We start from the raw sequence: 24,731 nt of genomic DNA, 5'->3' as shown, positions 1-24,731 counted from the left end.
ATGAATACACTCACAATACTTGCCTTATCTTGGCAACATATCCTTATCGTAGCTATACTTTTAGTATTGCTTTTTGGAGGAAAGAAAATTCCGGAGCTTATGAGAGGAGTAGGTTCAGGAATCAAGGAATTTAAAGATGCGGTGAAAGAAGAAGACAAACCAGGTTCTGAAAAAAAATCTTCTTCTACAGATAATAATTCTTCAAGTAACTAAAATTCCTTAGAATTAATGAAATTTACTGAGACTGCATGGAAAGTCTTCAATCAATCTATTGAAGACTATCACGTGTCTGATGACGTTAACGCTCTAATTAATAACCCGTTCGAAAAAGATAGTTTGGAACGGATTTTGTATGCAAAGAACTGGATTGATACCGTTCAATGGCATCTGGAAGATATAATTAGAGATGAAAATATTGATCCGGCTGAAGCTCTTCAACTGAAGAGAACAATAGACGCCTCCAATCAGAAAAGAACTGATCTGGTAGAATATATAGACAGCTGGTTCCTTAATAAGTTTGAAAATATAACTCCTAAACCTGAAGCAAAGATAAATACGGAAACTCCCGCTTGGGCAGTAGACAGATTATCTATCCTTGCACTAAAGGTCTATCATATGTCATTAGAAGCCAATAGAGAATCTGCCTCTGAAGAACACAGGAACAACTGCCAGACTAAACTGGATGTTCTGCTTACTCAGAAGGAAGATCTGTCAACTTCTATAGACCAGTTGCTTGCTGATATTGAAAACGGTAATGTTAAGATGAAAGTATACAAACAAATGAAAATGTATAACGATGAAAGTCTTAACCCAATCCTTTATCAAAAAGGGCAACAAAAATGAAAAGACTAGTTTTTTTTGGAGTACTAATACTATTAACATCTTCCTGCGCAACGGAAAAGCTTAACCTTTCTCCGCTGTCAAATAACTTTTATAGCGATACAAAAGGCTCTGATTCAGATAGAGGCTCTAAGAAGAGTTTTAATATCAATATCAAGGAAAATGTAAACGCATCTGAGATTTCAAATATTATCTCAACTTTCCCTAAGTTTAAAAACAATGGGCTGAATGATGAGGTGGCAAGTTTGAAATACAGCCTTCAGAATTATCTATATGCTATTGATGCCAATAATTCATCAGGTAAAAGTAGGGCACTAAAAAGCTTCGAAAAATCATACAAGAAGATTCAAAAGCAAAGACAAAGCCTTGACAAAGATGATGATGAAGTTCTCAACAGATATTTGGTCCGTTTAAAAACCAATATTTCTGTGATTGAAGATGCTTTACCAGGAAGTTAAAAACTAATTGAATTATCAATGATTAAAATTCAGGCGGAAGCCAATGTTCCTACAGAGCACGGCAATTTCCGAATGATCGCTTTCTCCGAAAATGAAAACGACTGGATGCCTCACATGGCCATCATCGCAGACAATACAGATTTCTCAAAACCTGTGAATGTCCGTTTCCATTCAGAATGTATTACCGGAGAAGTCTTCCATTCAAAAAAATGCGAATGCGGCCAGCAATTGGATGCAGCAATGAAATATATCCACGAAAACGGGGGAATTATTATATACCTTCGTCAGGAAGGTCGTAATATTGGCATCATCAATAAATTAAAAGCTTATTCATTACAGGAGAAAGGTCTTGATACAGTACAGGCCAATCTTGAACTTGGGCTTCCTGCAGATGACAGAAACTTTGGTGTAGCCATTGAAATTCTTAATCTGTTGGATGTAAAAGACATCAACCTTTTGACCAATAATCCTGAAAAGGTAAAATATGTGGTAGAGAGTAATGTTCATCTCAATTCAAGGATTCCATTACAAATTCCGGCCAACGAGATTAGTAAAGGCTATTTACAGACAAAAAAAGATTTCTTTGGACATCTGCTCGATGACAATGATAAATAATTTCTTTATTACAAACTATTAAAAAGCTCCAGAAAAATATATTTTTTGGAGCTTTTTAATTATCATTATAAATTAAAAGGACTAAGTTTATTGATATTTCACCAACAAGTGTATATTTTATGAAATTATAATATCTTTGCCATTGAAATTATTTTACTATGAAAAAAACACTAATTATTGTCTCTACTATTTTATTAACAGGCTGTACAAGTACAAATGATCTTATTAATTCTCAAGATGAAACTTTGCCTCTTACAACCGATCTGGATCAATCCGTACTAAATTCTCATTCAAAATTATTAGCCAATAGTCTTAATGAGGTAACCCTTATGGATTTAAAATTAGACAAAGCTCTTATAAATCCAGATGGTGGTGGATGTACTTTTACAGCTGGATATAGTGTTGAAAATATACATAAATCAACAGCAGCATTTGGCCCAACCCCACTCTCCTTTTTTGGTTATACATTTAGAGGATATGGAAAGCCTAGAACTGATGGATTTCTTTGGAAGGGTATAAAAATTGACATTGAGAACCTTCCTAAAACAACTATCAATAGGGGACAAACCACACTTACCAATAATCCTCAATCAAATGCACTTTCTATAGAACATCCTTTTAAGGCAAATGTAACTTATCAAATCACATTAACGGCATGGATTACCGATTATATATGGAAAACGAAAAACAATAACAGAGAGGACAGAAGGGATGATAATAAGTATGATGTACCTCAAAGTGAAGCATTCCCAACAATTGGGATAGAGCTAGCCAGCAGCCCTACTATAAATGGAAATAATCCTTGTGAACCAAGGCCTTTTGTTGAACCTTCACCTTTTGTAGTTAGGAACTATTATAAATCTCAAACTGTCATATTAGCAGAACCATACAACCAAAAAAAAGAAATGACATTTAACTTCTCTACTAGCGAATCTAAAAATGCATTTATAATTTATTTTATGCCTGGACTTGCAGAAAGAGGGGCAACCTCCATACCAAAAAATGCTTATAATATGTTTGTTACTGGAATCAAAATTGTAGAAAAGCCCTTTGACCCTTCTCATGTTGTAACCCCTAATCCTAATCCTCCTTGTGGTAATCCAGGAGGATTCAGATGTTCTTAAATCATCTTAATTAATTAAGAAAAATCAAAGCCCCGGAAGATAACTCCCGAGGCTTTTTAATTATAAAAAACTGAAAAGATATTTACTAATTTACTCTTGTTATTGGAACATGAGAATCGTCTAGATTATAGTACTTAACAACAGCATTATAGTCACTATAATCTACATCTGCTTTTGCTTTTTTAGCTTTACTACCTGCTGCATTAGCTGGAACAAGTACAATTCTAAATGTTTGATTTGTCAAATATTGAGCTGTTTCTGCAGGTGTCATTTGTGTTCCCTGATTAAAATTTGCTTTTGTCTCAATATTTACATCACTAGTATTAAACTTAAAGTTATAATCTAGTTCTCTATTTGTTGGCAAACCATTTACGTCATCAAGATAATAGGTTTTGGGAATTTGTTGCCACAGATTGCCTTCTTTTCTATACACAAGAACGACATCTGTACTTTGAATACTGATACCTTTCGATAATAAGAATCCATTTCCGCTATTAAAAGTCCCTGTAGCATCCTGCATTAAGCTGATTGTGTCACCGTCTCCAACAACATTATCGTCATTATTACAGCTCATAACAAATAAACCAACAAATGCTAGCAGTATAAGTGGAAGTATTTTTTTCATTTTTATAAATGTTTAGTTATTATTTATATTGCGTATTCAAATCATATACCAAAAATTTCAAAATCTTTGTTTTTCTCAATTTTTTTAATTGTATTTTTGTTCTTATTCAAAAAGTCATGAAGAAATTATTATATACTTCACTCTTTATTGCAGCAATCATCAGTCCTAGGATTAATGCCCAATATCAGCCTAAAAATACATCGAAGGAAGATCTTAAAAAGGCCCAGCAATGGGTTGAAAAGACATATAAAAATCTTTCTCAGGATGAAAAACTGGGCCAGCTTTTTATTGTTGCATTATATACTAATAAAGGAGAAGACTATATCAATCAGGTAAGAAATATTGTTGCTAATGATAAAATTGGCGGCTTGATCCTGATGCAGGATGATGCTGCAAGAGAAATCAACCTTGTGAATGAATTCCAGCAGAAATCCAAAGTTCCCTTAATGATCGGAATGGATGCTGAATGGGGATTGTTCCAGAGAATTGCAACAGCACATAAATTCCCATGGGCAATGACCCTTGGAGCTATTCAGGATAAGAATCTGGTTTATCAGATGTCTGCTAAAATTGCAGAAGACTGTCACAGAATGGGTATCAACTGGGATTTTGCTCCGGTAGTGGATGTTAATACCAATCCGAACAACCCTATTATTGGCAACAGAAGTTTCGGTTCTGAAGTGGATAATGTAATCAGCTCTGCCCTATCCTATTCTAACGGACTTCAGGATAACAATATATTGGCAGCCATCAAGCATTTCCCTGGCCATGGTGATACCAATACGGATTCTCACCTTGATCTTCCGGTGGTTTCCCACAATATGGAAAGATTAAACTCTATAGAGCTGGCGCCTTTCAAAGCTTTGATGGATAAAGGAATCGGAGGCGTAATGGTGGCTCACTTATACGTTCCTAGCCTAGAATCCGGAAAAGGAATTCCAGCTTCTGTTTCAAAAAATATCATTACAGGATTGTTGAAAGATAAGCTCGGATATAAAGGATTAATCATCACTGATGCTCTCAATATGGGAGCTGTAGCCAACAAATATAAACCGGGAGAACTGGATGCCATGGCATTTAAAGCAGGAAATGATATTATGCTTTTCTCTCAGGGAGTTTCTGAAGGTAAAAAGCTGATTCAAAAGGCAATTGATAATAAAGAAATCCCGCAATCCAGAGTAGAGGAAAGTGTAAAGAAAATACTATTAACAAAATATTTCCTTGGATTAACTCAGTATACTCCGAAAAATCCGGAAAACATCAATGCTGATCTTAATAATGATTCTCATAAGACTTTGGTTCAGAATCTTTATTCTAATGCTCTGACTTTGATTAAAAATAATCAAAGATTACTTCCAATTTCCGGGTGGAACGCAAAAGTATATTATGTTCCATTAGAAGAAGGTTCGTATCAGACTTTTGCCAATAAACTGGGATCAAATGTAATCATTAAAAAAGCATCTGAAATCAACACAATTCCTGCGGGCTCAACTGTAATAGTAGGTTTCCATAAGGATAATTCTACGGCTTACAAACCTTATACAATCTCTGCTGAATCAAAGAAGATACTTGCTGACCTTACTAAAAATCAAAATGTACTTCTTACGGTATTCGGAAGTGCTTATGCTTTAAAAGATATTGATATTTCAAAAGTATCAACAGTTCTTGTGGCTTATGAAAACAATGATGATTCAATGAATGCAGCAGCTGATGCCTTAAACGGAAAAACAAGAATATGGGGTAAACTTCCTGTATTGGTCAATGATCAACTGAAAGCAGGAATGGGTATAGACTTACCTCTTCCTCCTCCTCCATCAATAAATAGTACAAAATCAAAATAACTATAATCCAATGAAAATAGGCATACTTTGCTATCCAACTTATGGTGGAAGCGGAATTGTAGCAACAGAACTTGGAATGTCCCTTGCCAACAAAGGATATGAAGTACACTTCATAAGCTCTGCTCTTCCTGCAAGATTAGATATTACCAATCCGAATATTTTCTTTCACAGGGTAAATGTTCAGACCTACCCGCTTTTTCAATATCAGCCTTATGATATTGCATTAAGTTCTATGATCTATAGGGTTGTCAATCTCTATAAACTGGATCTGTTGCATGCTCATTATGCTATTCCTTATGCATATGCTGCATTTACAGCTAAACAGATGCTTCAGGAAGACAATAATGATATTCCTTTGGTGACGACATTACATGGTACAGATATTACTCTTGTAGGTCAGCATCCAAGCTATAAACATGCAGTAGAATTCTCTATCAACAAATCAGACGCTATTACTTCTGTTTCTGAAAGTCTGAAAAAGGATACGCTTCAGTTTTTCAATATCAAAAAGGAAATCCAGGTGATTACCAACTTTATTGATAATTCAGAATTCGATGATTGTACAGAATGTCAGAGAACGCAGTTTGCAAATCCTGATGAGAAAATTCTGATCCATGTATCGAACCTTCGTCCTGTAAAACGTGTGGATGAAGTTCTGCAGATCTTTAAGAATGTAGAAAAAAAGGTTAAATCCAAACTGATCATTATTGGTGAGGGTCCTGATATGGAAAAGGTGAACCAGTTCCTTGAAGAAAACCCTGATCTTATCTCAAAAATCCGTCTTCTGGGGAAAGTAAATGATCTTTATAAAATCTTACAGCTTTCTGATGTATTTTTACTTCCGTCTGAGCAGGAAAGTTTCGGTTTGGCAGCTTTGGAAGCTATGGCAGCCTACACTCCTGTAATCAGCTCGAACGCTGGAGGAATTCCTGAAGTAAATATCCAAGGAGAAACAGGATATCTGGCAGAGATCGGAAATGTAGAAGCCATGAGCAACTACACTATTAAGTTGTTGAGTAACGAAGATCTTTTAACCAAAATGAAGGAAAACGCGAAAGATCAGGCAATAAAGTTCGATTTGAAAAATATTCTTCCTATATATGAGAAAATGTATAGAACAACTATAGAAAATTTTAAAACGGAGTTGACGAAAGCATAATATTTTAAAATTCCGGTAGTCGAATAGACATAAAATAAGGCTTAGATGAATAGATCTAGGCCTTTATTTTTTTGCAATCATCTCAGTCTATTAATCTTCCTAACTTATTTTAAGATCAGTAAAATGGCCCAATACTTCCCTTCAGATTATTAACAATTAATATAGGTTGTACAGCCACCGTTTAAGTATAGTTTTGCGGTTTCATCTTTTACTTTTATTCTTATCCTGATCCATTTTACTGGTATCATATCTACATAAGCTTCATGTTTTTCCAGTGTTTCTTTTCTTAACTTCTCCCAGGGATAGAAATATACAGCGTATCATGATTTCTACGTATCTGATCATTGGCTCTACCATTGGTAGGACGTAGATAAAAAATCAGAGTTAACAAAAAGATAATTTCTTTTTCAGGAACTATAAAGAATATTTTAATTTTCTGTATAACATTTGTAGTACCTGTAGTTTACAAATGTTGTATAAGTGTCGTACGCCTTTAAGAATAATGACACAAAAAATAACAGACCTTTGCAAATAATAATAGATCTGTAATAAAGCTGAATCTACAAATTTTGTTATCCCTTCAATAATACAATTTTATTTATTGAACAATAAAACACATACAATGAGAGACATGAAAAAAAAACTGAGCTTATTAGGATTAATGATTTCAGGATTATTCCTTGCTCAGATAGGAATTAATACAGATACCCCTACCAAAACACTGGATGTCAATGGGAGCACAAGAGTCCGAAACCTAACTGGAGCAGCAACCAACAACAGTACATTATTTCCTAATTCAGTAGTTGTAACGACCAGTGACGGAACGCTTACCAACACCAATGCTTTAAACATTCTATATTCATCAGGAATATACAGATGGTCGGACAGCAATAGTAATTGGTCAAATATTCGGACAGGCAACAAAGAAGCCCGACTGGATTTTATAGGAAGAGCGTCTATTCCTGGTTTTCCTGCCATCACTTTTTCAATTATATATCAGCTGGGTACTCCTATTACTATTATTCAAAATCCTGTTCTGTCTGCTGGGGGAACGGCTACTATTACTAATATAACCAACAATGGTTTTACTCTTACTATCAATTCCTCACAGGCTTTTAATTTTACTTTCACAACTGTAAACGGTTTAACAGCAATTAATGCTGGAAACTCCGGTGGGACTTTTTGGATCCAGGGAACCTGGCATTCTACTCCTAATCTAAACTAGATCTGGAATTGGTCAGACTATCATGTAGGGTGTAGATTCAAAATAAAGGACAAACCATTCTATCTATTTCTTCTTACACTTATGACGGAAAAATTACTTCAATATCTTTGGAACTATAAGGTTTTCAAATATTTTGACTTCAAGGATATTGAAGGAAATTCCGTTGAGATCATACATTTTGGGAAATGGAACAAAGATGCCGGCCCGGATTTTATCGATTCTAAGATCAAAATCAACGGGGTAATTCTTGCCGGAAATATAGAACTGCATGTCCGCTCCTCGGACTGGATTTTCCATAATCATTCTCAGGATCCCAATTACCAGAATATTATTCTTCATGTCGTATTTCAGCATGATGTAGAAATAAGTCAGCTTACAGATCAGCAAGTTTCTACTCTTGAACTGAAGCATCACATTGATGAAAATATCATCCGAAAATACGAAAAGTTAATCAATGGAAACCAGTTTATAGCCTGTGAAAATATCTTTAACAAAGATAAGATCCCTTTACATTTTCATGAAGGAAATATACTGAAAAAACTGGAGGAAAAATCTGTTGAACTGGAGCAAAGCTTAGTTCTTTACAAAAATAATTTTGAAGCAGTTTTATTTCACAGCCTAGCGTATTCTTTTGGATTAAAAGTGAATGCTCATATTTTCAGGCAGATTGCTGAAAGTATTGATTACAGTATTATCAATAAAATCCGGCAGAATCCTTTACAGCTTGAAGCTTTATTATTCGGAATTTCAGGATGGCTTGTCACTCCCGAAGACGGACAAATGAAAATATGGAAACGGGAATTTGACTTCCTTAAAGTAAAATTTAAGCTTCCGGATCTTGTTTTTCATCCTAAGTTTTTAAGATTAAGACCGCCTAATTTTCCTACGATCCGTTTATCTCAGCTTGCAGACCTTTATCAGAATCAGAATCTATTTTCAAAGATCATGGATGCAGAAAGCACTGAAGAGCTATATGATCTGTTTAAATCGGTAAAAGCTTCGGAATATTGGGATTGCCATTTCAATTTCGGAACAATTTCGAAAGTACACCCTAAGACTTTGAGCAAAGATTTTATTGACCTCATCATCTTGAATACCATACTTCCTTTAAAATACACTTATCATAAATATCATCAAGAAGAAACTGCTGATAAGATCTTAGAATTCTATCAGAATATTACTGCTGAAAAAAACTCAGTAATCCAGAACTGGAAAAATCTTGGAGTTCTTGTTAAAACGGCCCTGGAAAGCCAAAGCCTGATTTATCATTATAAAAATTCATGTGACGAAAAAAATTGCTTAACTTGCAGTATTGGATTTAAACTTTTAAAAGAATCTTGAAATGCTGAGTAATATCCGTCATAAAATGGAAAGGGAATGGTTTGGTGTACTGACAAGAACAGGAGCTAAACTGGGAATTCCTGTATCCAAATTAAGGATCTTCTTCATCTACTCTACTTTCGCCACAGCCGGCTTTTTCTTTCTGATTTATCTGGGTTTGGCATTTACTTTGTGGATTAAAGATATTTTTATCACCAGAAGACCAAGCGTCTTCGACTTATAACAATTATGGAATTTTTACCGATTACGTCTGCTGAAGATCATAGAGTTCAGGGAATCTATACTTCTTATACCAGCACTTTTCCTGTAGACGAGCAAAGAGATAAGGAACAGTTTCTGGATTTATTTTCAAATCCGAATGTAAGTTTCATGTCTGTAGTACATGAATCTGAAGATATAGGATACCTCATCTTATGGAAATTAAGTTCTTTTGTTTTTATGGAACATTTTGAAGTGTTTGAAACTTTCAGAAGTAAAAAGCTGGGATCACATATTATGGGACATCTACTGGAAAGTTATCCACAAATAATCCTTGAAATCGAACCTGAAGATCAGAATGAAGATGCTAAAAGACGCTATTCATTCTATCAGAGAAACAACTTTGGTCTGATTGATACGACTTATATACAGCCAAGCTATGGAGAGGGAAAACAATCTCTGAACTTATGGCTGCTGGCCAATTATTCTCCTGAAAATGTGGAGGAGCTTAAAAATGAAATTTGCGATATTGTATATCCTTAATATAGAACGCCGGAGTATTTCCGGCGTTTATTTTTTATTGATTTGAAAAGTTAATTGATAAGAGAATTAACTATAGATGTTTGCGCTTTATTTTCATTCTTTTAAACCTGACGAATTAAATAATCCTTGATTGTAAATCAGTTCACCTCATATTCCAGTTTGATGGTAATACTGGCTTCTTTTTCTTTAGAAGAGGTATTGAATGTTCCGCCATAAGAATAATCTTCATTTGAATTGGGTGCTGTAATCTGAATAACTCCCATCGTAGCTTTTTTAAGATTTCCTAAACTGCTTCCTGAGTTTTCTGCAATTTTTTCTGCACGTTCTTTGGCATCTTTTGTCGCACTGGCAATCATTTCCTGCTTTACAGTAGCTAATTTGGTATAGAAATAGGAAGGCGAAGAAGAGGTGAACTCAATTCCGCGGTTGATAATTTCAGTAATATTTCTGGAAAGGTTTTCAATTTTGCCTACTTCCTTGCTTTCAATAGATACATTTTGAGTCAGGTTATAACCGGAAAATTCTCCCTGAACATAATTCCCATTGGAATCATTATAACTTCTGAACTGTTTCTGAATGTCTACGGAAGAGAAAACAATTTCATTCTGCTTTATTCCCTTCGAAGTCAGATAATCGTTGATCACTTTTCTGTCCATAGCCAATTCATCATAAGCTGATTTCAGATCAACATTATTCTTAGAAAAACTCCCAGACCAGGTAATAAGATCAGCGGTAAACTGTTTGGATCCTAACCCTGTTACAGAGATTGTATTTTCAGATTTATTCCTGTTTTTGATTGCATTCCCTAAAAAACCGAGGCCCAGTACAAAGCCAAGTGCTCCTATAGCTACCGCAATAATGTTTTTATTCATAAAATTTGTGAATTGATTTTGATTATGAGAATATTGCAGCAATTTCCATTCCAATATTTTAAGAAAATTTTAACATTAAAGAAAAGCTACTGATTATAAAAGAAAATCAGATTTATTGATGACTATTCTTTAAGCGTTCAATAAAAAGCGGGATAACTTCTTCCATTCTCAATAGGGCACCCGACAAGTTTCTTGCTTTTACATAGGTACGAACCTGAGGTTTTGCAACAAATGAAAATTCTATGAACTCTGAAATTTTGTTGTCAGGAATTCCAGCCTTAACAAAATAATCATCCTCTACCCTGCTTCTAACCCATTCAATATGCTCCTGCAGATCATCATATTTATAAAGTCTCTTCTGCTTCCTGGCTTTACCGCTTACGAGATCATAAACTCCCTGTACATTAAGATTTCCCAGCAGGATAGGTAACAGTACACTTTTCACTTCTGCCGGTTTTTCGCGCATCTTTCCAATGGGCTCCGGAAGACCAACAGCCTGTTTTACCTGCTCTCCTTTGTCTACTTTCGCAACAATTCTGGAATCCTGCTCCAGATCACCGGACAATTTCTTTACGATTTTTACTTCTCCAATATCTTTTGGAATCTGAAAAAGGGTTATCAGCAATTGTGTATTGGCACCATCTGTAAGAACTCTTCTGGAAACTCTTTTGAAATCCTCTTTTACAAACCTCAGTTCATCATTAGAATTGGCTTCAATAGAAAACATCCCCATCGAATTCGAATATGCCTTCTTATCGGTAGACATATTAACAATAGTTACAGCACTCAGATTGTCACCATTATCATCAATAATCCTTCCGGTTACAGTTTGCTGGGCTAATACAAGATGAGTACATAGTATTGTAAGGAAGAGAAAACCTTTCCCCCAATATATGCTTAGTATATTTTTGAGTTTATAATCCAATTTATTATAGATATAAAAGTAACGATATTTTATTTATCGTACAGTTTATTTATTTTACAGTATTCGTGAAAGACTGGTATCGTTTCCTGAGTCATTGGCCTTTTTTACATTACCTCTGAACTTGTGGAGTACGATAAGACGGAATTCTGGTGAGTACAAAACGCTGAAATCTGTACAGATCCGCATCACTGCAAAATCCATATTTGAGGATCTTTTTCCTTTCAAAACCTCCGGCAAAAACATAGGAAATAAAATGGTCAATCAGTGGTTTCTCTATTTTAAGATTGGTAAAATAATCATCTCCAAGACTTGCCCGTATATAGTTCGTTAAATCAATATCATCCCATTTGTTTTTAGCCTTCCCAATCATGAATCCCTCTCCTTTTGGCTGTACAAATTCCCCTGGTTTTGCAGCAAGAATCCTCGGATCTGATTTCTGCGACATATATTTTCCAAGATCAGCCAACAGTTTTTCAACCTTTTTCGGCTTGTTATAGCTTCGGGAATCTATTTTCAGGTTTCCGGTAAGTCCCTGCTTTACCTCTACTTCGGGAATCTGAATGGTTGACCGGATGAGACTGATGTTCATAGGAGACTGTACATTTTCCTGAGATACTTTTTTCTCCACTCTATCATAACCGGCTTTTATAAAACGTAATTCATCACCTACTCTTCCGGAAATCATAAAATGACCATCACCATTTGACAAGACCATGTCGTCTGTCCGAATATTAACGACAGTAACATCCTGCATTTCCGCACCACTCTCAGCAACTATCTTTCCGAAGATATAATTTTGGGCATTGGAATGAATGAAGAAAATGAGTGATAAAAAAAGAAGTAGTTTGAATTTCACAGGTTATTTTTTATAGAGCAAAGCTAAAATTATTTTTAATTTATACCATAAGTTTAACCACCGTTAACGCCTTTTAATATTTTCTTTCTGTCTTTTGCTCCCGAAACTGTTAAATAGCCGGATTGAATTGTTAAATTTTCTTTTAAATTTTAGCTAACTTGCAGTCTCAATTCTCTTTTAACAATGCAAAATTCTTACACAGTCATCAATGCTTCTGCGGGATCGGGGAAAACATATGCCCTGGTTCAGAGACTTCTGATGATCTGTCTCCGTTACCCTAACCAACAGCAATCGATCAGGAATATTCTTGCCCTGACTTTTACGAATAAGGCTGCTAATGAGATGAAGGAAAGAATTCTGTCCTGGCTTGGGAATTTCACTGCCAGTAATTATGCAGAGAATGCTGATCTTAAAAATATCCAGAAAGCCTTTGAAGAGCAGGGATTAAAAATTACTCTTGATGAACTGCATCTTCGGTCTAAAAGATTATTAGACCATATTCTTCATAATTATTCCACTTTAAATATCGGAACGATTGACCGTTTTAATTCCAGGCTGGTAAGAAGCTTTTCCTATGAGTTGGGGCTGGCTAAAAACTTTAACCTGGAAATTGAAGCAGAACCGTTTCTGATTGAAGCTGTGGATAAAATGCTGGATCAGATCGGTGAGAATGAAACGATCTCCAATTCTTTCATGGATTATGTGGATTACAGTCTTGAAAATAACGAAAGGATTAATCTTAACAAAAATCTTTACGACTCAGCAAAAGAGTTTGTAAAAGATATTCACTATGAGCATCTGAAAAGTAATCAGAGTTTTGATGACACCAATTATGAAGACATCAAAAACGCGCTTAGGAAAGAGATTGTTCTTAATAAAAAACAGGCTGCAGATCTTGCTGCAAGTTCTATTGAATTGTTTAAATCCAAAAATATTGAAATTGAAGATTTTGCTCAGGGGAAAAACGGGATCGGAGGTTTCTTTACTAAGGTTATTGATTTTTACCAACAGAAAAGAGCCGGGTTTCCTTTTCCTACGACTCAGGAAGAGTCTGTAATCAACAATTACAGGAAAGGAGCCTCTTCAAAATCGAAGCATAAAGAAGCTGAAATCTTGGATATTCTGGATCAGCTTATTGAAAACAGAATGAAACTTATTCTGTTGTATATTGAGACTCAGAAGAAGGAAAAGGTTTTATCTGCATTGCTTCCTTTAAAGGTTAATAAAGATATTCAGGATGAGCTGAAAAAAATTGAGGAAGAGAATGACCTTGTTCTTCTTTCAAAGTTTAATATTCTTATCAATGAAAATCTTAAAAATGAACCTTCTGCCTTTATTTATGAAAAAGTAGGTTCACAGTTTCAGCATTATTTCTTTGATGAATTTCAGGATACGTCAGAGTTACAGTGGCAGAATTTTGTTCCGCTGAGGGATCATAGTGTCTCTACTGAATATACTTCGTTTACTCTTGTAGGAGACCCTAAACAGAGTATTTACAGATTCCGGGGTGGGGAAAGTAAACTGATGCTGGATATTATCAACAAGAAAGAATTTTCACCTAAAGAAGCAGACCTTCTTGTTCTTAAAGACAACTGGAGAAGTGCCAGAAATATTGTGCAGTTTAATAATGAACTGTATCAGTACCATTCTCTGGAGCTGGAAGAGGAACATAAAAATATTTTCGGGAAGGATGCGGAGCAAACTCCTAAATCTAAGATTGACGGACGGGTAAGAGTAAACCTGATCGAAAATCTCACCAATGAAGAGTTTTATGATGATACTTCTGAGTGTATGCGAAAAGATATACAGGAATGTCTGGATAATGGGTTTAAGTTTTCTGATATTACGATTCTATGCCGTGGAAATTTTGATATTTTCAGCTATTCTCAAAAGCTGGGAAATTTAAAAGTGAATTACCATGGCGAGGAAACCAATATTAAAACTATATCTGATAAAGGTCTTACACTGGAGCTTTCCAATACTTTGAAAGCAGTCATTGAGTTCTTAAGATGGGAAATCAATCCGAAGAATAAGCCATGCCTGATTATGATGATGTATTATCTGAATACGTTGGGAAAAATTCACATGGCAGATTTTACCCTTGAAATGAAAGAAATCCTGGATATTGAAGGTCATGAGGAAATTCTTCAGTTTATTCAGCAGAAATATTCGCTGCAGCTGAAGCAGGATCATTTCCCGAGATTCAATCTGTATAATTTTATAGAATATTACATCAATGAATTTTCAGTAGAAAATAAGGAAACTGACTTTCTGTTGAACTTTTTGGAAATGCTTTTCAATTTTACACAAAATGCGGGAGCAAGTACCAAAGAGTTTTTAAAATACTGGGATGAAGAAGCTTCTTCCTACACCATTCAGGCTTCTGAAAATATTGATGCTATCCAGGTCATGACGATCCACAAATCTAAGGGACTGGAGTTTCCTATCGTTTTTATTCCTATGATGAACAAAAACCGTGATAGCGAGTTTACCAACTGGTTTGAAACGAATGAAAATGATGCTTTAAAATCTGTCAACATCAATCAGTTCAGTAAGAATCTGGAAGTATACGATGAGGAAATTCAAAAGTTTAACAAAAAGAATTCTTATAAAAACCTGATCGATAGACTTTGTTTGCAGTATGTAGCAACAACAAGACCTGTCGAACAGCTATTTTTCTATCTTCAAAAGGCGAATAAAACTTCTAATAATCTTGAACTGTTAGAATTTATTCAGACAAAAAACACTGAAAACCTGGATTCATTTGATTTGTATGAAGTGAAGTCTGAAATGTTGAAAAAGTACTCAAAGACGAAAAGCTCATCTTTCAAAACCCAGAACATTCAGAACCTGAAGAATGTAAATGAAAAAAGTACTTCCATCAAAATTGCGACTCCGTCCAAAAATTATCAGGTACGAAATGAGAAAGTAAGAATCGGACTTTTTGTGCATGAGCTTTTATCGAAGATCAATACTGAAAAAGACATCAACAAAGTTCTGGAAGGATACGCACTTGAAGGCCAGATTACACTTGAAGAGAAAAATGAGATACAAAGCACTCTCCAGGAAATCATAAGAACGTATGCTGAGTTTTTTGATGAGAAATGGGAAGTCATCAATGAAAAAGATATCATGATCTCTGAAAATGGAGAAAGCCATATTTCAAGACCTGACCGTATTTTAAAAAGTGAGGAAGGTTATATTATTGTAGATTTTAAAACCGGCGAACAGAAAGATAAGGATGAAGAGCAGGTACAAGGCTATAAAAACATTCTTGAAAGGCTGGGTAAAAAAGTTTTGAAAACACAGATCATTTATCTGTAACTTCCTATATTTCAATTATTATCCTAATTTGCAGTCAATTAAAATAAAAGTAAAAAAGGATTATTTTTTTAATTCGACCTTGGAAATTCTATTATCAGAATAGAACCGGAATAAAGTGTATAAAACGATCAGAGTTCTAACTGGATTTAATATCCTTATTATATTATCGGTCTGTTCTCAGATACAATTTTTCTTAACAGTAATATAATACTTGTTGAACCAACGAAAGATATAGATTTAGTTGTATCTTTCGTCATATAAAAAACTACTGGAAAAACATTAAAAAAGCGCCCTTAAAAACTAACACAAGTATTAATGCTTTAGCCATGAAAATTTATTTTATCTCGTTTCTTATAAGCGTCTTTATGATAACCTTATCCGGAATTGTCATATATAATATTCTGGATTATATTGATCCGCCTGTAACTGCAGAAGGTTTTAGGTATATGCCTACAGAAAGCCTCTTTAAATCTACTTTTTTCAGTATTATTATAGGTGCTGTAGTTTTTATTACCGCTATCAGAATACAGAGGCAAAGGCAGAATAAATAATTCTTCGCAGACTAAAAATACACAAAGGCTATGTTGAAAAGTTTCATCATTAAAAACTGGAAAATCTTATTCAATATCCAATGGATCAGCTTCAGTATTTTTATTATTTTAACAGCCCTCTATTATTGGGATAAAGCAGCTCATGTTTCTTTTAACAGAAGTGTTGAAACGATTAATATCCAGAGTCTGTTTTCTTTAGTCATGACGTGGTTTTTTATTTTTTTTACAGTGATTATCCTTGTATATCCTTTACTTTTTCTGATACAGTTCTTTTCAATTGGAAAAGGAAATGGCAAGAAACTATTCTTATTATGTGTCTTATACTTATTGACTATTGTTTCGGTATTCTCGTTATACAGCATCAACAGCAGTCATGCTATAAAAGCTATTCAACCTCTCAACTAATCCATTATAATCATGAAATTAAGTATTATAACTACAATACTATTCCTGTTTATCGGTTGTAAACAAAAAGCACAGACCTATAGTTATGAACGGGAAGATTCGGATGAAGCATATGTAATGGATTCATGGAGCCCAGAACATAAGGAAGATTATTATCGGAAAATCGGAAAACTTGTGAGTGAATTTCTAATCCACGAACATTATAAAGCTCCTTCTGAATCAGAGTTTAACAAAATAGTAAATAAAAACCTAAAAATACCGGTAAACAATACAACATACCAGATTATCCCTTATCATATTTTTCAAAAAGACAGCGCTAGTGGAGATGCTTCCAGATTGGTTCTTTTTCCGAAAGAAAGGATCATCTCTTTTGATACAGAATTTCCTCTTTTGGATACATCAAGCTTAAAATATTACAATTCGTCTGATTATAAAAACCTTGATCATAGTGAGGAATATAATATTGTTCTTAATAAGTTATTGTTTACGCCTAATCAGGAGGAAATTGATAAATGGCTAAAGGATGAGCAATTAAATGATCTATTTTTCTACCTGGTCTGCTGTTTTCATTTTGACAGTAATGAAATTATTTTCAGAGATGTTATTGGCAAAATAAAAAGTAATCCTGAGAAGTATAGTACTGAATATCTGCTGCTACTTTTCCAAAAGGATAAGGCCATTATAGACCGGGATTTTATTTCCAGGATTGCAAAGCTGGATCATGATAAAAAATTATTACCTTATTTTAGAAGCGTACTAGTAGAAGAGTTTAATGAAAAAGAGCAGAGGAAGTTTGAAATTGAGCTAAATGAAGCCTATAAGTAATTTTCCTATATAACTCTTTATTACATATTGTTTATAATAAAGTCTACTCACAAAAAACCGCTATTCCAAAGAACAGCGGTTTTTATATTATTGAAAACTTTTTAAGGTTTTAAGCAGTTGTATTAGGTGCAAATACTCTCTGAGAAAGTTCCTGATCAAAAAGGTATAATGCAGATGGGTTATCACATACCATTTTAATTTTCGTTACATACTGAGAAGCACTTGCTTCCTCTTCTACCTGCTCGTTGATGAACCATTGAAGGAACGATGTTGTTGCAAAATCTCCTTCTTCATTGGCATTTTTCACAATATTGAAAATACTTTTAGTAACTATTTTCTCATGTGCCAACGCTTTTTCAAAAATATCTGTTGCATTTTCAAACTCATGCGGAGGTTTTGGAATTTCTCCGATGATAATTTCTCCCCCTACATCATTCAGATAATCAAACATTTTATCAGCATGCATTAATTCTTCTTTGCTTTGTACTCTGAAGTAGTTGGCAATTCCATCCAGGTCTTTTCCTGAAAACCATGCAGACATTGAAAGATAATATTGAGCGGCGTATTGTTCGTGAGCAATTTGTTCGTTAATTAATTTTGCAATTTTTTCGCTAACCATAAGTATTAAATTTATAGTCAAAAATAGGGAATAAAACCCCGAAATCAAAAGTTTTACAGAAAATTAATACAAAAAGGATGGAAAATCATCCATCCTTTACACATTAAAAAATTAAAATCACGAACGGTTATTTTACTTCAGGAGCAGCAGTGTTCATAGGCTTTTTCATCATTCTTCTATCCTTCATTGCCATTCTTTTCTGTTCCATTTTAGCTTTTCTGTCAACCTGCCATTTATCATATTGTTCAGGAGTAAGAATCTTCTTCATATCAGCATCCATTTGTGCTCTCTTGGCTTTCATTTCTTCCATTTTCGCCTGTCTTACTTCTTTATTCTTTGCAAAGTCAGCTTTCATTTCAGCTTTTCTTTTTTCATGTAATGCTTTTACCTGTGTTACCTGTGAAGCATTAAGATTAAGGTCTTTTTGCATCTGCGCAAGATGTTCCTGCTCTTTCTGTTGCATTTTTTGCTGCATTTCTGCTCTTCTTGCTTCCTTGTCCTGTGGAGTTGTCTGTTGTGCCATTGCAAAACTTCCTATTCCGATAAATGCTATTGCTAAAACTAATTTTTTCATCTTTAAAAATTTAATTAATTGTTATTATATCTTTTTGATTACATATTAAACCATAAGTTAAATTAACAAATTCATAAATAATGTTAAATTTTAACTAAAATAAATCAATAATAAATAAAAAAAGGACAGATTATAAAAACCTATCCTTCACACCACTTAAATATAATATATGAAAATTAATTCCTTACCAAGCTTCCTCTAAAGCCTCCACTATTTCCACGACCTGGTGAAGAATTTTCAGATCTTTGCTGTCTGAAACCACCATTGTTTCCTCTGAAACCGCCATTACTTTCTCTAGCCGGAGCTGCTTCTCTTTTCACTTCACTGCCTCCTCTGAAGCCCCCGGAATTATTATTTCTGAAACCTTTGTTGTCTGAGTTTCCTCTGAATCCGCTGTTCTCAGAATCCCTTCTAAAACCTCCGGAATTATTGTTTCTGAAGCCTTCATTATCTGAATTACTTCTGAATCCGCTGTTGTTCTCAGAGTTTCCTCTAAAACCTCCAGAATTAGTCTCTTTTCCATTATTACGGAAACCACCACTTGATTCATTATTATTTCTGAAACCATTATTTGGTCTGCTGCTTCCTCTGATTACATCAAAAGTAGGATTATCATTTCTTCTGAACCTTGACCGGTCTACTCTGTAAATATTAATGTTTACATTTCTGTATCTGGGCATTACCGTATATCGCGGCATATAATAAGATCTTCTATAATTTTGGAAGTAAATAACAGGATTTGCTCCTCTGTAATAATTATTCTGAAAAACTACAAAGACTCTTGGTCCCATAATTCTTTCCAAAGCGTAGAATCTGTCATAGTACCATCTGTCCGGATTATATCTGTAAAAGTTATCCCAAGTAGAAAAACTTGCATACAGATTATTAAGTCTCATGATCTGATCTACCTGCCAACGGGTCAATCTGTTCTGTATAAAGAATCCATTCCAGTCGATATTGACAATACTGGTTCTGTAATCGTTATAATAGCTTTGATAATAATCACTTGGATAATAATCCTGAGGATAGTTATAATAATAATCATCAGGGAAATAATTTCTGTCATCTTCATCGCCGTAATAGCCATTTCCATTCTGATAATAACCATCATCACCCCAACCATTATTCGGATACTGCTGAGCAGACGTCAAAACGCCAAGCCCAAAAGCTAATCCCAAAAATATTTTTTTCATCTCTATAGTCGTTAATTGGTTAATATATAACAGAATATCTTAATTCTATCTTTTTGATTCAAATAAAAAAAAGAAGTTAAATCCTTAGATTAAACTTCTTTTAATATATATGTAATAGTCTGAAAATCAATTGTTAAATTTACATCCTACCACTGTTTTTTATCCAATCTCCAATTTTTTCATTGAAAACTTTCTGGTTTTTAAGCTCATCCAGATTTATATGCATTCTATAGCGCCAATAATGAGGGAAAACGGCAGGATTATTAATCCTTTCATTATCTATTTTAGGATTGGTAAGATTCGCATCCGTAGCCAGAAATTCCTGGATTGGGAAGATTGCCAGCATAGATTCGTTGTATAAATGCTGCTTCATAATGATCTCGGCTAGTTCAGGAGTTAATTCTTCCGGAGCTTTTCCATACTGAATCAGTTGCTGGTTAAAATATCTCTGAGTTAAAGCCGGGTCCTCTTTCCACCATTGTCTCAGTGTTGAGCTGTCATGAGAGGAGGCTGTAACTACATTCATATAACTGGCATTCCTTGGATCATAGAATGGGATATTCTCTGCAGGCATACGCTGAACTTTCAGGGCTATAATCGCCAGCTCATCCATTACAACAGGCACACAGGCAGGAACCATCCCCAGATCTTCACCACAGATCAGCATTTTTGTTGCATTCAGGATAACCGGCAGCTTCTCCATTGCTTTTTCGTACCACAAATGATCTTGTCTTCTGAAAAAATAATCGTGGTACAGATCATAAATACTTTTCTGTTCAGATCCCGGAAGATTTTGATAAGACTCTGTATTATAAACATTAAACCTTGGATGATAAACGGTTTCTCCATTTTTTTCTTCCGGTAAAAACAGGACATTGGCACAAAGGGAAATCAACTTTTCCTCAAGTGGACCATGTGGTTTTTTCTTAAAGAAATCTACAAGTTTTCGCTGGGTATCAAATTCTTCTTTAAAGGAATAGGTTCCATCTTCTTTACGATCCATAAATACAAGAGCTTTTCCACTATCTCCTGCAAAATTCTTCCATAAAATCTCATTGTTGATAAACGGCTTGCAATACCTGTCAAAGGTAAATGGAATCTGCCAGGCTTTAAATTCATCTGCAACAATAGGAACCGCAGGATAGAAATATCCTAAAATACCCTGTACAGCAGAAACAGGCATCCTCCATATTCTAAAGAAACCTAAAATATGGTCTATCCTCATAGCATCAAAATACTGTTCCAATGCTTTGAATCTGTTTTTCCACCATCGGTAGTCATCTGCTTTCATAGCTTCCCAGTTATAGGTAGGGAATTCCCAGTTTTGTCCTAGCTCTGTAAACTGATCCGGTGGTGCTCCGGCCTGGAAATCCATTCCGAACAGTTCAGGTTCAGTCCATGCTTCAACAGAATATCTATAGATTCCGATTGGAAGATCTCCTTTTAAAGAAACTCCAAGACTATGGGTATAATCTACAGCATCCTTCAATTGAACATGAAGCTGATACTGTACCCATGCATGAAGCATTGAAAGATCATAGTCTTTACTTTTTGTCGTAAAAAACTGTGTGATCTTTCCGGCAATATATTTTTTATGAGTTTTCCACTCATTGAAATTAGGTGTTTTGTATTTATCTCTCAATACACAGAATGCAGAATAAGGAACCAGCCAATATTCATTGTCCTTAATGAATTTTTTAAAGTTTCTGTCTTTATAAATTTTATCTTTTTCTGCCTGAAAAACGGCTGTCAAATACTTCCATTTCCCTTCGATCATTTTTTCATAATCAATAAGGTCAAGAGCATTTAAAGCCTCTTTCTCAGCTTCATAATCTTTAACTAATTCTTTCGGTAAAGAAAAATCAAGTTTTTCCAGTGAAATATATTGGGGATGTAAAGCATATACAGATACTGCAGCATAAGGATAGGAATCCGTCCAGGAATAATTGGCTGTTGTATCATTAATCGGAAGGATCTGAATGATCCCAAGATTTGTTTCCTTTGTCCAATCTGCTAATTTTTTAATATCAGAAAATTCTCCTACTCCAAATCCTTCTTCACTTCTCAATGAGAATACAGGAACAGCAACTCCGGCATCATGATACATCTGGTACCCTTTGAATCTGAAATAATGGTTGGAAACAATCTGTAGTACATCCGGTAATGGGTTCGCTATTGTAAATCTGTTTTCTCCTGTTTCTACATCTATTACTCTATTCTGTTTTGTATCGTAAATACAGTATTTAAACTGAATACTTTCATTTTCAGGAATCTCAACAGAGACTTCCCAAACCCCAAAATCTGTCTGGAATAAAGGAACTACCTTATGATAATCCCAGCTTCCTAATGAGGCTGTACTACCAAACAAGACGATTCTCCAATCCGGATTGTAGATAGGAGCTTCTATTCTGAATAGATGAGTATGCTTTTTTAAAATTGCAGATTTCTCAAGGCTAAAATCGTGTAACTTGTTATAAAGAATTTTATTATTTAAATAATTCTCCGGGAAGTTTTTATTATTCCACTCATCAAAGATTACAAACTCTTTATAATTGTGCGGAAAATTAAGATAATGCTGAACAAATTCGTCTCTTAAAACGTTTCCTTTTTCATTAACCACTCTGTACTGATAAGAAATGGATTTTGAAAAATAATCCACTTCACATTTCCACAAACCATTCTCTGCGCAAAACATCGTATAAACATGAGCTGAAGCTCCTGCTTCCTTAATCACAAGCTCCAGATTCTCTCCGGCCTTTACAATATATCCTACATTAAAGTATAGTTTCATCTATATTTTTTTATAAAAGTACATTTTAATATCGAAAAATAAAACTTGTTGAGTATCAAATAATCATTAAAAAACCTTCTCAATACAATTGAAAAGGTTCTATGATAAGTCTAATTTTACTGATAAATTTTAATGACCCATTATTGGGTAACAAGAATTTTCTTATTTATTATTACTTTTCCTGATTCATCAGCTATACTTACAATATAAGCTCCACTAATTAATCCTTTAAAATAAACCTTCTGATCCAAAGATCCATCCTTAACAGACAGGTTTTGAGTCATAACATTTTTACCGGACATATCGAAGACATTAAGCTTAATATTTCCTTTTACACTCTTATTATTAACATGAACATTGACAAACTGCTCATCAACCCTTGTAGGATAAATATCAAGATCAGTTAATGAAAGGCTATTCGAAGAAGTTCTGTCGTTTACAAAGTACTTACTTGCCAGATCATAAATATGCAGATTCTGTTCTCCCGGAAGTTGCTTTGCCTGTAAAGTCGCTAAATCTACTTCATATAAAGGAGCTCCTTTAGCACTTGCTATTACCACTTTTCCCTGCGCATTTACTGCAGAACCGTTCACAGAATAGTTATCCGGAATCCCGGCAATTTTACCTACAAATTTTGCTTTTAATTCTTTAACAGATACTTTAAAAACATTCCCTGAAGCTGCAAAAACATAGAAATTATTATCTGCATCTGCAATCATATCACCTCCAAACCCAGTTTCTAACGTAGTAAATGAGTTTTTACCGTTAGAAGCATCATCCTTTATAATTCCAAGATCGTTAACCACGTACTGTCCACCTTTTTTACTGATCTGTAAAAACTGTGTTCCGGAGTTATTGGCAGCATAGATATTACCATCATACCCTGTAGCCATTCTTGTAATATGAGAATTAATATCACAAGACGTTACTCTCACGGCATTATTCTCTATTAAAGTAATTTCTTTAGTCTGAGGATTTAAAACATAAATATTAGAAGAAAACATAGGCATATATACCAGGTTATTGCTGGAAGAATCATAAGCCAATGCTGCCATAGTTACTGCCTGGGAGTTATTGAAAGAATTTTTATCTTCCGTCACCATTCCTCTTCTGGTCTGAGAAATAACCTTTGAAGATGATTCTGCAGTAAAAATTTTCTCACCGGAAGTTCCGTTCATTACATCTATCGCTCGGAAATCACTGAAATTAATACTTGGAGTATCCTTTCCTGCAATAGCAAAAAAATCCTGCTGAGCCTGTGCATTAATGCCTAGGAACAGTAAAAATAGAGGGAATAAATGTTTTTTCATAGAATGTATATTTTAGATTCGTAATCATTTTAGTATGACTAAGTTACACAATTTACAAATTAGAAAAACAAAAAAAGGTTATGTTTTAGAAAAAATTTATAATAAATTCATCAAAATAATAAAAATATGTTAATTATAGTTTCACAATATATAAAGCGAAATAATAAATTTTTCCTTATTTCAAGTATATTCCAGGAGCTTAATCCTGCTATCCACTCATACTCCTCGCGCCTTTCTATCCCAACGCTTAAGCCCTGCTCTCCCACTCCTGCTGTGGGGTAACCACTACTATCAGGGCTAGAAAGAGCAATAGATAATAAATATATGCCTGTGAAGCTGATTGTAAGATTATTGATTGATAATGAGAAGTAATGATGAATATTTGTATGATGTTTTAGATTCTCAGTACTACTCGTATTGGGATCTCTGAGTATTTTGATTCTTGAGTATAGAGCAAAAAAAAATCCTTTATCTTTCGATAAAGGATTTTTAAAAATAAAATAAAAACTGGCGGCGG

The 24,731-nt window shown here is 34.4% G+C and carries 25 protein-coding genes; 15 read left to right on the top strand and 10 right to left on the bottom strand.

All coding sequences use genetic code 11. The features are described from left to right. From WH267_RS16245 to WH267_RS16225, 5 genes are all read left to right on the top strand, one after another. Positions 1 to 213 carry a twin-arginine translocase TatA/TatE family subunit gene (locus WH267_RS16245; RefSeq protein ID WP_115972755.1) on the top strand — a complete coding sequence of 71 codons (213 nt, stop codon included), beginning with the start codon at positions 1 to 3 and terminating at the stop codon, positions 211 to 213. Positions 214 to 228: 15 nt separating this feature from the next. Further along, positions 229 to 843 (top strand): DUF4254 domain-containing protein, encoded by a 615-nt coding sequence (locus tag WH267_RS16240; protein ID WP_340009728.1) that lies wholly within the window; start codon positions 229 to 231, stop codon positions 841 to 843. Then, positions 840 to 1,298: a hypothetical protein gene (locus WH267_RS16235; protein ID WP_123321521.1), complete on the top strand. Its 459-nt coding sequence runs from the start codon at positions 840 to 842 to the stop codon at positions 1,296 to 1,298. Before WH267_RS16240 ends, WH267_RS16235 begins: the two co-directional genes overlap by 4 nt. A gap of 18 nt (positions 1,299 to 1,316) precedes the next feature. Beyond that, positions 1,317 to 1,913, top strand: coding sequence for a GTP cyclohydrolase II (gene ribA, locus WH267_RS16230; RefSeq protein ID WP_340009726.1), 597 nt, complete (start codon positions 1,317 to 1,319; stop codon positions 1,911 to 1,913). Positions 1,914 to 2,071: 158 nt separating this feature from the next. Then, on the top strand, positions 2,072 to 3,037 hold the full coding sequence (locus WH267_RS16225) for a hypothetical protein (RefSeq protein WP_340009724.1): 966 nt from the start codon (positions 2,072 to 2,074) through the stop codon (positions 3,035 to 3,037). Between the two features lie 85 nt (positions 3,038 to 3,122). On the opposite strand, the gene WH267_RS16220 is transcribed toward WH267_RS16225, so the two are convergent. Further along, positions 3,123 to 3,662, bottom strand: a complete 540-nt coding sequence (locus tag WH267_RS16220) for a hypothetical protein (protein WP_340009722.1) — start codon at positions 3,660 to 3,662, stop codon at positions 3,123 to 3,125. Between the two features lie 116 nt (positions 3,663 to 3,778). Between WH267_RS16220 and WH267_RS16215 the strand changes: the two genes are divergently transcribed. The 6 genes from WH267_RS16215 to WH267_RS16190 all read left to right on the top strand — a co-directional run bounded on the left by WH267_RS16215 (position 3,779) and on the right by WH267_RS16190 (position 9,969). Further along, entirely contained in the window at positions 3,779 to 5,503 is a 1,725-nt protein-coding gene (locus WH267_RS16215) for a glycoside hydrolase family 3 protein (RefSeq protein ID WP_123321520.1), read from the top strand. Between the two features lie 10 nt (positions 5,504 to 5,513). After that, complete coding sequence (gene bshA / locus WH267_RS16210) at positions 5,514 to 6,662, top strand: N-acetyl-alpha-D-glucosaminyl L-malate synthase BshA (protein ID WP_115972760.1); 1,149 nt, start codon at positions 5,514 to 5,516, stop codon at positions 6,660 to 6,662. Between the two features lie 631 nt (positions 6,663 to 7,293). Next, entirely contained in the window at positions 7,294 to 7,887 is a 594-nt protein-coding gene (locus WH267_RS16205; RefSeq protein WP_340009718.1) for a hypothetical protein, read from the top strand. 81 nt (positions 7,888 to 7,968) lie between these two features. Next, entirely contained in the window at positions 7,969 to 9,228 is a 1,260-nt protein-coding gene (locus tag WH267_RS16200; RefSeq protein ID WP_340009716.1) for a DUF2851 family protein, read from the top strand. A gap of 1 nt (position 9,229) precedes the next feature. Further along, positions 9,230 to 9,451, top strand: a complete 222-nt coding sequence (locus tag WH267_RS16195; protein WP_034695702.1) for a PspC family transcriptional regulator — start codon at positions 9,230 to 9,232, stop codon at positions 9,449 to 9,451. Positions 9,452 to 9,456: 5 nt separating this feature from the next. Further along, positions 9,457 to 9,969: a GNAT family N-acetyltransferase gene (locus WH267_RS16190; RefSeq protein ID WP_340009714.1), complete on the top strand. Its 513-nt coding sequence runs from the start codon at positions 9,457 to 9,459 to the stop codon at positions 9,967 to 9,969. Positions 9,970 to 10,106: 137 nt separating this feature from the next. On the opposite strand, the gene WH267_RS16185 is transcribed toward WH267_RS16190, so the two are convergent. The 3 genes from WH267_RS16185 to WH267_RS16175 all read right to left on the bottom strand — a co-directional run bounded on the left by WH267_RS16185 (position 10,107) and on the right by WH267_RS16175 (position 12,622). Then, the gene (locus WH267_RS16185; protein ID WP_115972781.1) at positions 10,107 to 10,841 is read right to left on the bottom strand and encodes an SIMPL domain-containing protein; all 735 of its coding nucleotides are present in this window, start codon (positions 10,839 to 10,841) and stop codon (positions 10,107 to 10,109) included. A gap of 112 nt (positions 10,842 to 10,953) precedes the next feature. Next, positions 10,954 to 11,766, bottom strand: a complete 813-nt coding sequence (locus tag WH267_RS16180) for a carboxypeptidase regulatory-like domain-containing protein (protein WP_228438872.1) — start codon at positions 11,764 to 11,766, stop codon at positions 10,954 to 10,956. A gap of 109 nt (positions 11,767 to 11,875) precedes the next feature. Beyond that, on the bottom strand, positions 11,876 to 12,622 hold the full coding sequence (locus WH267_RS16175; RefSeq protein ID WP_115972764.1) for a carboxypeptidase-like regulatory domain-containing protein: 747 nt from the start codon (positions 12,620 to 12,622) through the stop codon (positions 11,876 to 11,878). A 183-nt stretch (positions 12,623 to 12,805) separates the two neighbouring features. Between WH267_RS16175 and WH267_RS16170 the strand changes: the two genes are divergently transcribed. The 4 genes from WH267_RS16170 to WH267_RS16155 all read left to right on the top strand — a co-directional run bounded on the left by WH267_RS16170 (position 12,806) and on the right by WH267_RS16155 (position 17,727). Further along, complete coding sequence (locus WH267_RS16170; RefSeq protein ID WP_123321516.1) at positions 12,806 to 15,946, top strand: UvrD-helicase domain-containing protein; 3,141 nt, start codon at positions 12,806 to 12,808, stop codon at positions 15,944 to 15,946. Between the two features lie 365 nt (positions 15,947 to 16,311). Further along, positions 16,312 to 16,497 carry a hypothetical protein gene (locus WH267_RS16165; RefSeq protein WP_115972766.1) on the top strand — a complete coding sequence of 62 codons (186 nt, stop codon included), beginning with the start codon at positions 16,312 to 16,314 and terminating at the stop codon, positions 16,495 to 16,497. A gap of 30 nt (positions 16,498 to 16,527) precedes the next feature. Beyond that, positions 16,528 to 16,902 (top strand): hypothetical protein, encoded by a 375-nt coding sequence (locus WH267_RS16160; RefSeq protein WP_123321515.1) that lies wholly within the window; start codon positions 16,528 to 16,530, stop codon positions 16,900 to 16,902. 12 nt (positions 16,903 to 16,914) lie between these two features. Further along, positions 16,915 to 17,727, top strand: coding sequence for a hypothetical protein (locus WH267_RS16155; RefSeq protein WP_123321514.1), 813 nt, complete (start codon positions 16,915 to 16,917; stop codon positions 17,725 to 17,727). 109 nt (positions 17,728 to 17,836) lie between these two features. Here WH267_RS16155 and WH267_RS16150 read toward each other — a convergent pair whose 3' ends face one another. The 6 genes from WH267_RS16150 to WH267_RS16125 form a co-directional block, all read right to left on the bottom strand. Beyond that, on the bottom strand, positions 17,837 to 18,346 hold the full coding sequence (locus tag WH267_RS16150; protein ID WP_115972769.1) for a ferritin: 510 nt from the start codon (positions 18,344 to 18,346) through the stop codon (positions 17,837 to 17,839). Positions 18,347 to 18,473: 127 nt separating this feature from the next. After that, entirely contained in the window at positions 18,474 to 18,920 is a 447-nt protein-coding gene (locus WH267_RS16145) for a hypothetical protein (protein ID WP_340009710.1), read from the bottom strand. Between the two features lie 176 nt (positions 18,921 to 19,096). Beyond that, positions 19,097 to 20,113: a hypothetical protein gene (locus tag WH267_RS16140; protein ID WP_340009708.1), complete on the bottom strand. Its 1,017-nt coding sequence runs from the start codon at positions 20,111 to 20,113 to the stop codon at positions 19,097 to 19,099. Positions 20,114 to 20,252: 139 nt separating this feature from the next. Further along, on the bottom strand, positions 20,253 to 22,904 hold the full coding sequence (locus WH267_RS16135) for a 4-alpha-glucanotransferase (RefSeq protein ID WP_340009706.1): 2,652 nt from the start codon (positions 22,902 to 22,904) through the stop codon (positions 20,253 to 20,255). A gap of 140 nt (positions 22,905 to 23,044) precedes the next feature. Continuing rightward, positions 23,045 to 24,214, bottom strand: a complete 1,170-nt coding sequence (locus WH267_RS16130; RefSeq protein WP_340009704.1) for a T9SS type A sorting domain-containing protein — start codon at positions 24,212 to 24,214, stop codon at positions 23,045 to 23,047. Positions 24,215 to 24,324: 110 nt separating this feature from the next. Further along, a partial coding sequence (locus WH267_RS16125; protein ID WP_340009702.1) for a hypothetical protein occupies positions 24,325 to 24,731 on the bottom strand: 407 nt, incomplete at its 5' end.

The sequence above is a fragment of the Chryseobacterium sp. MYb328 genome (genome assembly GCF_037572595.1).
Taxonomy (GTDB): Bacteria; Bacteroidota; Bacteroidia; order Flavobacteriales; family Weeksellaceae; genus Chryseobacterium; species Chryseobacterium pennae.
This window is presented reverse-complemented; position numbering and strand designations above follow the sequence as displayed.